This is a genomic window from Paracoccus sp. (in: a-proteobacteria), from assembly GCF_039808215.1.
Taxonomy (GTDB): domain Bacteria; phylum Pseudomonadota; class Alphaproteobacteria; order Rhodobacterales; family Rhodobacteraceae; genus Paracoccus.
Genome location: NZ_JBDHSP010000081.1, coordinates 1 through 12,026, shown reverse-complemented (window position 1 = coordinate 12,026; position 12,026 = coordinate 1). Strand labels below are relative to the sequence as shown.

The following is a 12,026-nucleotide window of genomic DNA, read 5'->3' as shown; positions in this document are numbered from 1 at the left end:
GTCAGGTAGGAATGGATGCCGTCCTTCCAGGTGTCGCGAAAGGCGCGGACCTGTTCGGGTTCGCGCGTCACATGGGTGCGGTCGCCATCCTTCACATCGCGCGAGGTGGTGGACCACTGGAAGTTCGAGTTGAACTTGATGCCATAGGGCGGGTCGAAATAGATGCATTGCACCTGCCCGCGCAGCCCCTCGCGTTCCGCCAGTGAGGCCATCACCGACAGGCTGTCGCCGGAAATCATCCGGTTCGACCAGTGTTGGTCGTGCTGATAGAACTCGGTCGCGGCCTCGGGGTCGGGCAGGCCGTTGAAATCGGCGAACATGTCGATCTGGTCGTCATCGGCCCGTGCCTCGGCTCGCGCGCTGCTTTCGCGCTTCAGATCGTCGATCAGCGCCTTGGGATGGACCTTTTCCTGAATATACAGCGGCGGCGCCTGCACGATCAGGTCGGACCAATCCGCCATATCCTTGCCGCGCCAGACAAGCTGCGGGTCCAGATCGCGGTTGCGGCGCGCATAGGCAAGCTGGATCGGCGTCTTGTCCTGCTCGCGCATGATGGATTCAAACTCGGCCGTCGGAATATTCTTGCGCGTGTCGTCATGGGTGAGGATTTCGACCTCGATGGGTTTTCTGGGCGTGCGGGCCATTACTCGGTTTCCTGTTCCTTTTCGGCCTGCCTCGCCGCGGCCGTGCCCGGTTTGGGGAAGCCGCTTTGCAGTCCGTCAATATGTTCGAAAAGCTCGGGGGCCACGCTGCGCCACAGGGGATCCAGTACGACCTTGACCCCCTCACGTCGCGCGAGCTTGGAGGCCGGGACGAAATCGGCGTCGCCAGCGACCAGAATGATGGTATCGACCTGCCGTTTGAGCGTCAGTGAGGCGATGTCCGTGCCGATGCGCATATCGACCGCCTTCTGGCGCAGGCCGGGCGTGAAATCGTCGTCCGTGAGGTCAGCGACGGTGATCTGGCCTTTCAGCAGCCGCTTCTGGGCATCTTCGCGCAGGATCCAGCCGCGCTCACGCCGCACTTCGCCAAGGCGGACAGCCATGTGCGACATACGTCGCAGCTTGTCGTGGAGCGCAAGCCGGAACCTGGCTTCGTCGCTGCGGGAATAGTCGATGGACTTGCCGGAGACCGGGCGATGCTCTTTCCCCAGGTACGGCTTCGCGTCGTAGAAGAACGACCGGTAGAGAAGCGCGCGTTCATGCGGCAGCTTCTCGATCCGGTTGCGGGATTTCAGGTGCGATGCGATCAGACGGCGCAGCGCCCATGAGACGGACTCGGGATCGCCCGTCTTGGCCGGTTTGAACACTGTCGGGAGGCGCTTGAGAAAGTAGCCGCCGTCGATCAGGATTGCCACCTTGCTCATGCGGCGGCCCCCTGAACGACATAAGCCCCAAGGGGTCGGCTGCGTTCGTGATCGCTAGGAACGCAGCGTACTGCCAAGGGGCGGATGCGTCCATTATATATGGTTCCGATTTCGGAAGTGTCAACGAAAAACGGCGTCATTCGATGAGTGCCCCTTGTCCTGCAGGTCCTGCCCCGAGCGTTTCGAGGAGCTTGTCGAATTCGGCTTCCATCTTGTAAACCGCTGTGAACTCGGCAAATTCCCAGCGCCCGAACTTGCCGAGGTTGTTTACGCCTGGCACCCAATGGGCGCGCATGGTGTTGGCTTTGTCCTTCGCATCCTCGCCGCGGAAACCCTTGATCTCGACGATCAGGTTCAGCGGGTCGGGCTTGCCGTCGTCGATCTGGACGATGAAGTCAGGCAGGTATTTGCGCGGGGTGGAGCCGGAGAGGTAGGGCACCTCAAGCCCCAGCCCCTGGTTCTTGACGTAGGCCAGCACGCGGGGGTGGGCCTCGGCCACGCGGGCGAACTCGGCCTCCCAGTCGCTGTCGCAGACCACCCAGTTGACGTGGGATTTGTCGGGGCGGGTCTGCCAGCGCAGCGCCTTGGAGGTGGTGAAGTTGACGAAACCGGTCGTGCCGGTGGGGTTGTAGGCGTCGAGGATCGCCTTGATCTGGTTATCGCCCTTCAGCGTTTCGGTGATGGCCGCCTTGATCCGCTCAGCCGCCATGTCGGCGATTTCCTTGTAGACCAGCTGGGCCGGATAGGTGCCGCCGGAGCATTTCAGGTAGCCGCCGTCCAGCCATTGGCGGGTGATCCGCTTGAGCTGGCCGAACAGGTGCAGCTTCGGCTCCTCGCCGGGGTCGCGGTATTTCGTGTAAAGAAGGTGCCGCGACAGGTGGAACAGGATGGTGGAGGAGCGCATGTCCTCCAGATGCTCCAGCGTCAGGTCCACGCCCTCGCCGATGATGCCCTGATTCGTGGTCGTGGAGGGGCCGAGCAGCTGCGGCGTCAGTTCCAGGACGTGATCGGGGCCGAAGCTGGCCTCCAGCCGTTCATCCGGGAGTTCCACACGGTAGCCTTCGACGCGGGGGAAGGTGATTTCCAGCGCATCCCGGTCGGGCTTGACGGCATGGACGCGGACTGTTTCGCGCGGGACTGCCGGGGGCGAGATCACCGGCTTGGCGGTGAAGTCGAAGGGAATGCCCAGGACGTCGGCATATTCGACGTTGAACAGCCCCTCGTCGTTCAGCTCATAAGACTGGCGGCGCAGGGCGCGGCCGATGACCTGTTCGCACAGAAGCTGGGTGCCGAAGGCGCGCACGCCCAGCACATGGGTGACGGTGTTTGCATCCCAGCCTTCGGTCAGCATCGACACCGAGACGACGCAGCGGATCTGTTCGCCGAGGCGCCCCTTCTTGCCGACGGTGTTCATCACTTCGCGCAGCAGGGTGGATTCGTCGATCTTGTCGCCCGCGGTGATGTCGCCCGTCCGTTCGACCATCTCGCGCTTGAACTGCTCGATCTCGACGGCGGCCATCTCGCGGAAGTCCTTGTCCAGCGCCTCACCGGATTCAAGCTGGGCGCTGTCGATCAGGATCGTGTTCGGGCGCGGCATCCGGTTGCCGAAGTCGTCGTAGTTCCGGAACAGGGCGAGGCGGCCGTTTTCGAGGGTGGTTTCGGTGCCGTCGTCGCTGACTCGGTCAAAGCCCGAGATGTATTTGTAGATCAGCTCTGACGTGGCCGTGTTGTTGCAGACGACGATGAACACCGGCGGGACGCCGATCCCCTTGTCCTGCCAAAGCTGGAAGGTCTTTTCGTAGTGGCCGTAGAGAGCCTCGAGCGCGGTCAGCAGCTCGACCGGCAGGCTGAACGGATCGAGCGCCTTGCCCGCCGCGCGTCCCTTCTTGGGGAGCTTCTTGCCGATGTGGTCCCAGAGGTTGCGGAATTTGGGCGTGTCGCCGCCCGGCACGTTGTCGGCGATCGGCACGCGCGGCAGCTTCACGATCCCGCATTCGATGGCGTCCATCAGCGAGAAGTCGGACATCGTCCAGGGAAACAGCGTGCCTTCGATGTAGCCTGACCCGCGCAGGAAGAACGGCGTGGCTGACAGGTCATAGACGAGGCTGATGCCGAGCTTGCGCTTGACCGCTTCCAGACCGGAAATCCACATCCGGGCGGCTTCGTTGTTCTCCTTGGCCTCGCTCTTGTCGTCGCCCTTCAGATCGGCTTCAGTCTCGCCGACGGCATCCTTCACCCGTTCGCGATAGCAGTGATGCGCCTCGTCGTTCAGGACCACGATGTTCTTCTGGCCCATCAGGTCGCCCATGACCCTCTGGATCATTTCGCCTTCGGTTTCCAGCGTCTGGACCTTGTCGCCGCGCCAGCCTTCAAGAGCCTGCCGGGTGCCTTTGGCGATCACCAGTTTTTCGCGCAGCTTGAATGCGTGATAGTTGGTGATGACGATCTTGGCGCTCTGGATGTCGCGCAGCATGTCGGGCGGTGTGATTTCGCGGCTGCGATAGTAGCTTTCGGGATCGTTCGGCAGAAGAACGCGCAGCCGGTCGCGAATGGTGATGCCGGGCGAGACGATCAGGAACCGGCTGGAGAACTGCTTGCTGTTCGGATGACGCACGGCATTGACCGTCTGCCAGGCGATCAGCATCGCCATGACGGTGGTTTTGCCCGCGCCGGTCGCGAGCTTCAGCGCAAGGCGCATCAGTTCCGGGTTGGCCTGTTCGTTGGCCCCCTTGATATGCGCCCAGAACTTGGCGACGCGCGCCCCCATCTTCGGCGCGACCTCGGTCAGCCAGATCGCGGTTTCGATCGCTTCGATCTGGCAGAAGAACGGCCGGACGCCTTCGAACTGATGGTGTCGCCAGTGCTGCAACAGACGCGCCGTCTCGGGTGTCACCAGCCACTGGTCAGGGTTCGGAAGGTTGCGCCAGGTTTCGACATACCCCCGGACCTCGTTGATGATCGGGGTCGGGTTGTACTCCTGCTCCTCGGTCGAGAGATCGTCGTCCCCACCTAGAACCAGGCTCCCCTGCTTCTTGTTCTGGCGCTGCTTCTTGGCCTTGGGAACCGGCGTGATCAGATCGGAGCGACGCCGCGTTTCCAGGATGCGGTTCGTTGGCTGCCCGTCAGCATCCAGTTCCCAATGGCGCCCCGGATACTCGTATGGGGAGTTCAGAATCGGCTTTTCGAAGAACTGATCAGACATCCGGGGTGCCTTTCCCGACGTTCCCCTTCACGACGGCCTTTTGCTCGTCGATCCACCGGTCAATATCGTCGTGCTTGAAGCGCCATTGGCCACGCACCTTGAATGCCGGGATCTGCCCCTTCTGGGCCATCGTGTAGACGGTCTTTTCGGCAACCTTCAACAAAACGGCAACCTCTGGCAAAGTGAGGATGGGGTCCGTCACGGACTTGCTCCCTCTCGAATGTGATTGGAGCGAAGCTGCCAGACTTTTCCAGATATTACTAGGACAGGATTACCGCCGGTTGCACGGTTTTGACTTCATGGAGAACTGGTCACTCGCGGTGAGGCCAGCCACGGCCGCGCCTTGGGCATCGCCGCCGTCACCTCGATCTCGCGCAGCATCCCGCCCGCAATCAGCCCCTCCCGGACCCAGCCCAGCGCCTGCCACCAGTCGTCATAGGCGCGGCGAGCGGATTCGATCTGGCGGGGATGCGGCGAGAAGGTGACCGGGCAGGCGAGGATTTCGACCGTGCGCCACTTGCCGCGGGCGAGCACGCGGGCGCTGCCGACCACCATGGTGCTGGCCCGTTCGCCATGCTGGTTGCGCTTCACCTCTATTGGGACGCAACGCGGCACGGCGCCGGGCATCCAGTCCGGGGTCAGTCCGGCGCGTGCCAGTTCCGCCACACGGATCGCCATGCGTTTGCCGCCCAGCGCGTCGGGCAGCCCGGAGACGCAGGCGGCGATCAATTCGGCATCCTCATGGGTGAAGCTGCCGATCTTGTGCCGGCCGCCATCGATCTTGCAGCCCAGAATGGCGCGTTGCATCAGGACATATTCCAGCCCGAAGCCGAAGCCTTCCTCGCTCACGTCCCGGGGCGGGGGCAGCTCCAGCTGCGCCTTCTCGACCCGAAACGCCCATTCCAGCGCCGCCTGCACGCCCAGCGCGCGTTTCACCTTGGTGCCGCCTGCGCGGTTGATCCTGCCGTGGAAGCTCATGACTTCAGCCCTTCATGGAAATCCATCTGCGCTGGGCCGTCCGCCCCCGCATTCGGCCGCCAGATCCACGGGCCCGAGGCCATGGGCAGAAGCGAGAGCGCGCCACGCATGTGCTGCTGCCAGTGGATGAACTCCGTTGCCGAGCAGGCGCAGAGCGCGTGCCCGATGGGCCAGCCCATCAGCCATCCGACGAAGAGCGGATGCAGCCGCCGTCTTGCGCGGCCCTTCAGGATCCGCCGCGAGACGGCGCGCCCATGCGAGGCAATCATGAAAGCCCAGAGCCGGCGCGAGATCGGGGCGTGCCGAAAGCACCGTGGCCCAGACGGCGAGATCACCGGGTCCGGGCGGGTGAAGCCCTGTTCCGCCCGGTAATGCAGCAGGTCCATCCGGGACTTGCCGTCGGCGCGCATCACGCTGTCCGCGCTGCTGCCCTTCCAGTTCTGCGCTGCTGGGGTGGGCCATTGCGCCGCCTGCGCCGGCAGCGGCGGGATGCCGCCCGAGCCGTAGCTCTGACCCGGCCCGCCCTTCGCCCCATCCGTTGCCTTCGGCGTCGACCAGTTCACGATGCCCCGCGCCAGCGCTTCCGCCTTGCGCGTAAAATCGCTGTTCCCGGCCGGGTTGTAGCGGGATGTGCCGGGATGCAGGCTCATCGGTGTGGGCCAGGATGAAGATCCGCTGCCGTTGATGCGACGCACCGACTTCTGCCGCGCTGAACAGACCCGTCGCAGGCGTGTAGCCCATTGCCCAAAGCTCTCGCAGCACGGTCTCGAGCCCGAGGGTGACATGACCGGCGACGTTCTCGAGGAAGACCCATTCGGGGGCGCATTCGCCGATGACGCGGGCGACCTCGGGCCAGAGATGGCGGGGATCACCGGCGCCGCCGCGCTTTCCGGCGGCGCTGAAGGGCTGGCAGGGATATCCGGCCAGAACCGTGTCGAAGGCGCCGCGGAAGGGCCGGGCGTCGAAGCTGCGCAGATCGTCCCAGATCGGGGCCGGGGCGAAATACCCCGCGCGTTGGGCCGCGATAAGCACGGCTCGGGGCCAGTCCTCCCATTCGACGAAGGCGCGGGAGTGATAGAGGGGCTCGGCGAGCATGAGGCCCAGATCGAGGCCTCCGCCGCCTGCGCAGAGGCTGAGTCCGTGCCGGGGACGTGACACCATGCCATTCACAGAACCCCCCGTTCGCGCAGGCGTTCTTCCGTGACCAGACCCCGGGCCAGCATGGCATTGCGGATGGCGTTGCTGATCATGCTGGGCGGCAGGAAGCCGTCGGAATTGACGATGCGGGCGTAGAAACCGGCCCGCTCGTCCTCGCTGGGCAGGGGGCCGGGATCGGACCTGCGCTTCCGGGTGGATTTGCGACCACTGGCATCCGCTGCCTGCGCATCATGCCGGGCGGCGCGTTCCATGGCGCGGTCGAGCGCCTTGGGCCCGTCAGGCGGGTTGGGATGATCGCGCCGGGTTGCGGTGGCGGTCTCGAGGATCCGGTCCTCGGATAGCCCGAGGTCATCGATCCAGCGGCGCACATGCACCCGCGCCGGCCAGCCCTGCCACCAGGAGGGCAGGGCGGTGGCATCGAGTCCCAGCGCCGAAAGCAGCTCCGCGAAAAACTGATCGGAGATCGCCTCGCGCGCCTGCGCGTCCTCCTCCTCCTTTACTGGTTCTCTTAAAGGTTCCCTTACAGGGTTAGTGTCCGGAATCCGGACACGGCTTTCGGCATTTTCCGGACACGGCTCGGGGTGATTTCCGGACACGGCTCCGGCGGGATTTCCGTGTCCGGAATCCGGACGCGGGTCGGGCTGATCGACGGGGGAGAGGCCCGCATCGCCGGCCTCCGTGCCAAGGTCCGTGCCCGCTTCGCAGCCGTGTCCGAAATCCGGACATGGCTTGGCGCTGGTAGCGGTGAAGCCCGGCTCGAACCCCAGGATGTAGCGGGTCGGCAATTGGCGCTTCGTCACCGGGTCGATACGTGGAACCCGGCGCAGCAGGCGCGCGGCCTCGAGCAGGGTGAGATGTTCGTTCAGGGCCGAACGGCTGATCTCGCAATCATGCGCCAGTCGCGCCTGGGTCGGGAAGCAGCCGAAATCCGGGTTGTGGCGGTCGCAGAGATGCCAGAGCACGATCTTGGTCGCCGGCTTCAGCCCGCGCTGCTGGATGGCCCAGTTGGTGGCGGCATGGCTCATGGCGCCGCCCTCCCGCCGGGGGCGGCGATGCGAGTGGAAAAACCATGCGCGGCCAGAGCGCCCAGCGCATCGTCGAGCGAGCGGACCAGCGCCCAGCCAAAGCCCTGCGCCAGCACGGCATCGCGAAACGCTTCCTGCGACGGCCGCAGCCGCCCCTTCGGCGCCTTCAGCTCCAGAAACAGCACGCGGCCGTCGGAAATCACCATCAGATCGGCGAAACCGCGATGAACGCCCATGCCGACGAGGATCGCTTGCCGCTTCGCGCCGCGAGGCCCCGGTTCGGTGACCTCATTGGCGCAGTGGTGGATGATGGCCGTGCGGGGCAGGGCGAAGCGCAGGGCCTGCACCACCGCGCGCTGCAGATCGGCCTCGGGCGTGCCGCGGCGTTTCATCGGCCGGGTCATCGCCGCAGCTCCGCATTATCGTCATCGCTGCGCCGGGCATGCAACGGGCGACGGGCGTCGACGATCAGCAGCAACAGCCGGGCTTCTTCCCGCTCGTCCTCGGTCGCGCCGTGGCGGACCAGAACACGGCAGGCGAGCCGGATCAGGTGGTCGGAGTGATGCGCGATATCGGCGATGACGGCGCGGGCCTCGGCCACACGGCCCGCCGGCCAGTTGCCGCTGCCGGAGGCCGGAACGAGGGGCGGCCGGGGCAGGGCCGGGTTCATCGCCGACCCCGCGACGGGGTCTTGCGTGCGTGTTCCCTGGCCTCGAGCCAGCTGCGAACGGTGCTGCGCCGGTAATAGACCTTGCGCCCAAGCTTGATGCTCTGCGGGCCGGTGCGCCTCATGTCCCAGCGCCACAGCGTGTCCTCGGAAACCCCGAGGCTGATCGCCAGATCATGCCGGCTGATCCAGTCCCCCAGCAGGTCCATGTCAGGCCCCGACTGGTCGATGCCCTGCGTATCCAACATCCGCGATTCCTTTCCCGTTTGCGCCCGGATGCGGGCGGTTGCGTCATGGGCGCAGCGGATCAGAGGACGGGGGGTGGCAGGGTGGCATAAACCGGCATATTCAAACCGCGCTTCGTGCCACCCCTTGTTTTATTGATGTTCTTCCGGATCTCGCCCGTAATTTATGGCGAGTTGTTTTGCCTCATGAACAACCAAAACGTGCAACGTCAGGGTGCGGCCGGGGCGCACCCGGGCAGGTCTGTGGCCATGGCCGGGCGCGCTCCTCATCATGATTTTGAGAGGATGAAGCGATGGCTTTGCCGGCACGTGTTTTCTGGACCCTGGAAGATCTGTCAGCGCGCTGGGGGTGCGCGCCGGTCGACATTGTCGGGTGGGCAACGATGGACGTCATCGAGATCGTCACCAGCATCGGCCTGGTCCGTTGCAGCGATGCCGAACCAATGGGCGGGCTGGTCGTGGTCTGCGCCGAGGACATCCTTCCGCTGTTCCGGCGCAACCGCCAGGACGCGAGGGCCTGCAGGCTCTGGCGCGTCCGCGCGCAGGGCAGTGCGGCGTGGCGGATCATCACCGACCCCGATCAGGGCGTGACAGTCGAGCCGGGCGACCTTCTGGTGACAGCGGCGACCGCGCGGCGCTTCGAGGAGGAATACGACCCGCTGCAGCGCGTTCACGTCAGCCCCGGGCGGTCGACACGGCATGATTGGGAGGGAATGTTTCAAGCCCTGATGGTCAGGCTGTTCGAGCACGGACTGCCGGAATCGCAGGCCGATTTCGTGGCGGAGGGGCAGGACTGGTTCGTGGCGAATGCCAAGGATGGGTCTGTACCCGACGAAAGCCAGATCAGGCGCAAACTCAGCCCGATCTGGCGGGCTCTGAAGCAGCCGCAGTAAGTCGTTTTCGATCCCATCGACGGCGTTGAGGCCCGTTCAGGGCGAGTTCAACGCCCGCCCTGAACAATGCGCAGCTGCGGCTTCATCATCTCCGCAACCGCATTCACCCCGTCCCGCAGCGGCGAATCCATCATATGCGCGTAACGCTGCGTGGTGCGCATCTGGGAATGCCCCAGCAGCTTGCCGATCATTTCCAGCGACGCGCCCCCGCTGACCAGCAGCGATGCGAATGTGTGGCGCAGGTCGTGGATCCGCACACCCGCAATTCCGGCCTCGATCTGGATCTGACGCCAGAAGCGGCGGATTTCCTTGACCGGCTGGCCGGGCACATCGCCGGGGAACAACCACGGACAACCCTGATGCACGGCCGTCTGCCTCTGGCGGACGATGGCGGCCACATCCGGCGAAATCGGCAGGCGGTGGATCTTGCGCTGCTTGGTGGTGGTCGCGGGCTTGGACCATGTGGCAAATTCCAGATTGAACTGTTCGAACCGCGCGCAGCGCACCTCGCCAAGGCGGGCGCCGGTCAACATGCACATGCGAATGATGCTGGCGGCGCGATGGTCCTCGGCCTTGCCCAGCGCCTTGGCCAGACGATCGATCTCATCCATGCTCAGATAGCGTTCGCGCTCGGTCTCGATGCGCCGGTAAAATCCCATCGCCGGATTGTCGGCGCGCATCTTCCACTGGACGGCAAGGTTGAACATCTTGCGCAAGACCTCGCCGGTCCGGTTGGCGCGGATCGGCGTCGGCTTCGATCCCTGCAGCTTGCGCGCGCGATTGTTGGGCTTGGCCTTGGACGGGCGAGCGCGGCCCTTGGCAATCTGGGCAAGCAACCTGTCGACGTCATCCAGCGTGATGTCCTCGACCAGCTTGTGCTTCCATACCGGCTGGACCAGTTTGCGCAACATGGAGATCTGGTCGGCGCGATTGGTCGGGGCCAGATTGGGCAGGTGGGTCTCGATATAGCGGTCAATCAGATCGGGGATGCGGGGGGCCGTCATGCCGGTTTCGCGCTCTCCCAGCGGGTCGCCGCCATCGTCGATGATGCGGCGCAGCGCCTTGGCCTGTTCGCGCGCGGCTGTGACCGTCCATTCCGGCCATCTGCCGATGGTGAAGCGGCGCTGACGGCCCTTGACCCGGTAATCGAAGGTGAAATTCCTGCTGCCCGAGGTGAAGACCCGCAGCGAAAACCCCCGCACATCCTCGTCGAAAACCTGATAAATGCCGGCCCGCGGCTCGGCGGCCCTGACCAGCTTCTCGGTGAGCTTTTCTCTTTGCGCCATGCGGAACCATCCTTGTGCTGACGTGACACAGGCGTGATCCGCGCTGCGGTTCAACTCAAACATCGACCGAAGGGGGGCAGGGTGGCATAAACCGGCAAATGGAAGCGGGGGCGCGTGCCGGTTCCGTTTTGTTCCGCCTGACGTGCCCGTTCAGATCGGCACGTCACGCGCGTTCCAATGGCGACCCTGCCCGCATGGCGGCAGCCGAGGCGATGCGTATTCGATGCGATGCCGCGATCAGGACTGATTATAATCGCGCCCGTTCGAGTCAACGCTGAGTCAACGGACCTATGCGGTTTTCGGCAAATCCAGTGCGGTTCAGTGCAGCCCAATGCTGTCGGGTGCCGGGCAACAAACAGCGTGAGAACAAAGGCTTGTCGGCTAAGTTGCTGAAATCAATAAGTCATTGGAATCGCATGGGTTTTGGCTCATAACCTGAAGGTCGCAGGTTCAAATCCTGCTCCCGCAACCAAATTATTCCGCAATAACAACACGTTAAGTCTAAATTAATCGCAGGTATTTCCTTACCGCTGCGCGACGACTCAACACCAACTCAACAAAAACAGAGCCGATGGGCAGGGCCGAGCGGGGCGGAAATACTGCTGCGACTCGCGCGAGACGTGTAATCAATCTCTCCCTTCAAAGGCCTGGGATGACGATAGCTCTTGGTTCAGGTGACAGTGCCGCCCCCGTTCTCGCCACAACGACCGACCCGACTACCAATCTCAAATCCGCAGACTCTCGTTATGAACGAGGGACGACCGGGGGGCAGGTCATTTCCGATCTGGAATCCGTCATGCATCGCCCTTGCTACGGCGTGACAGCTCGGCGACCCAAGGCGAATGGTTGCCTTCCTGAAAGACGATCGCGAGTTCTTTGCGCGGCCGGGTGACGCCGACATAGAAGAGCCGTCGGGCCTCGCGCAAAGCGGCAGGCAACTTTCTGTCGCGATTGGACGGGATGTCGTTTGCATTCATGCCGTAGAGGATGACGGCGTCGAACTCGCGCCCCTTGGAGCTATGCAATGTGCTGAGGCTCACGCGCCCGCTTCCCTCGAGTCGCCCGGCGAAGATGTTGAGGGGCATGTCCTTATTCTGTGCGGGATCGGTTTTCGCGATAAGTTCGGCGAGCACCTCCCACTCCTGCTGTGGGTTGCGCGTGACCCCGCGCCAAGGTGCTATCAGCTCGTGCGAAAAGCGCTGGAGC

At 64.2% G+C, this 12,026-nt stretch carries 13 protein-coding genes and 1 pseudogene; 2 read left to right on the top strand and 12 right to left on the bottom strand.

Annotated elements, in window-relative coordinates:
• The 6 genes and pseudogenes from WMK75_RS16580 to WMK75_RS16555 all read right to left on the bottom strand — a co-directional run.
• A pseudogene (locus tag WMK75_RS16580) lies at positions 1–644 on the bottom strand (site-specific DNA-methyltransferase); the annotation flags it as partial.
• The gene (locus WMK75_RS16575; protein ID WP_347268710.1) at positions 644–1,366 is read right to left on the bottom strand and encodes an NYN domain-containing protein; all 723 of its coding nucleotides are present in this window, start codon (positions 1,364–1,366) and stop codon (positions 644–646) included. The pseudogene WMK75_RS16580 and the gene WMK75_RS16575, both read right to left, overlap by 1 nt.
• 136 nt (positions 1,367–1,502) lie before the next feature.
• On the bottom strand, positions 1,503–4,568 hold the full coding sequence (locus tag WMK75_RS16570) for a DEAD/DEAH box helicase family protein (RefSeq protein WP_347268709.1): 3,066 nt from the start codon (positions 4,566–4,568) through the stop codon (positions 1,503–1,505).
• Positions 4,561–4,770 (bottom strand): helix-turn-helix domain-containing protein, encoded by a 210-nt coding sequence (locus WMK75_RS16565; RefSeq protein ID WP_347268708.1) that lies wholly within the window; start codon positions 4,768–4,770, stop codon positions 4,561–4,563. The genes WMK75_RS16570 and WMK75_RS16565 overlap by 8 nt, the downstream gene beginning before the upstream one ends.
• A 95-nt stretch (positions 4,771–4,865) precedes the next feature.
• Positions 4,866–5,546 carry a hypothetical protein gene (locus WMK75_RS16560; protein ID WP_347268707.1) on the bottom strand — a complete coding sequence of 227 codons (681 nt, stop codon included), beginning with the start codon at positions 5,544–5,546 and terminating at the stop codon, positions 4,866–4,868.
• A complete protein-coding gene (locus WMK75_RS16555; protein WP_347268712.1) occupies positions 5,543–6,196 on the bottom strand; it encodes a DNA methyltransferase in 654 nt (217 codons plus the stop codon). Before WMK75_RS16555 ends, WMK75_RS16560 begins: the two co-directional genes overlap by 4 nt.
• A 133-nt stretch (positions 6,197–6,329) precedes the next feature.
• Between WMK75_RS16555 and WMK75_RS16550 the strand changes: the two genes are divergently transcribed.
• Positions 6,330–6,701, top strand: coding sequence for a hypothetical protein (locus WMK75_RS16550; protein ID WP_347268706.1), 372 nt, complete (start codon positions 6,330–6,332; stop codon positions 6,699–6,701).
• Positions 6,702–6,712: 11 nt separating this feature from the next.
• On the opposite strand, the gene WMK75_RS16545 is transcribed toward WMK75_RS16550, so the two are convergent.
• Genes WMK75_RS16545 through WMK75_RS16530 form a run of 4 tightly spaced genes read right to left on the bottom strand, consistent with a single transcriptional unit; the run spans position 6,713 to position 8,644 of the window.
• A complete protein-coding gene (locus tag WMK75_RS16545; protein ID WP_347268705.1) occupies positions 6,713–7,729 on the bottom strand; it encodes a helix-turn-helix domain-containing protein in 1,017 nt (338 codons plus the stop codon).
• Positions 7,726–8,121 (bottom strand): VRR-NUC domain-containing protein, encoded by a 396-nt coding sequence (locus WMK75_RS16540; protein WP_347268711.1) that lies wholly within the window; start codon positions 8,119–8,121, stop codon positions 7,726–7,728. Before WMK75_RS16540 ends, WMK75_RS16545 begins: the two co-directional genes overlap by 4 nt.
• Before the next feature lie 8 nt (positions 8,122–8,129).
• Positions 8,130–8,399 (bottom strand): hypothetical protein, encoded by a 270-nt coding sequence (locus tag WMK75_RS16535; protein ID WP_347268704.1) that lies wholly within the window; start codon positions 8,397–8,399, stop codon positions 8,130–8,132.
• Positions 8,396–8,644 carry a DNA-binding protein gene (locus WMK75_RS16530; RefSeq protein WP_347268703.1) on the bottom strand — a complete coding sequence of 83 codons (249 nt, stop codon included), beginning with the start codon at positions 8,642–8,644 and terminating at the stop codon, positions 8,396–8,398. Before WMK75_RS16530 ends, WMK75_RS16535 begins: the two co-directional genes overlap by 4 nt.
• Positions 8,645–8,934: 290 nt before the next feature.
• Here WMK75_RS16530 and WMK75_RS16525 point away from each other — a divergent pair, with 290 nt between their 5' ends.
• Positions 8,935–9,534, top strand: a complete 600-nt coding sequence (locus WMK75_RS16525; protein WP_347268702.1) for a hypothetical protein — start codon at positions 8,935–8,937, stop codon at positions 9,532–9,534.
• A gap of 47 nt (positions 9,535–9,581) precedes the next feature.
• Here WMK75_RS16525 and WMK75_RS16520 read toward each other — a convergent pair whose 3' ends face one another.
• Both WMK75_RS16520 and WMK75_RS16515 read right to left on the bottom strand, forming a co-directional pair.
• Positions 9,582–10,820 carry a site-specific integrase gene (locus tag WMK75_RS16520; protein ID WP_347268701.1) on the bottom strand — a complete coding sequence of 413 codons (1,239 nt, stop codon included), beginning with the start codon at positions 10,818–10,820 and terminating at the stop codon, positions 9,582–9,584.
• 794 nt (positions 10,821–11,614) lie between these two features.
• On the bottom strand, positions 11,615–12,026 hold a 412-nt coding region (locus WMK75_RS16515), incomplete at its 5' end, for a 3'-5' exonuclease (RefSeq protein WP_347268700.1).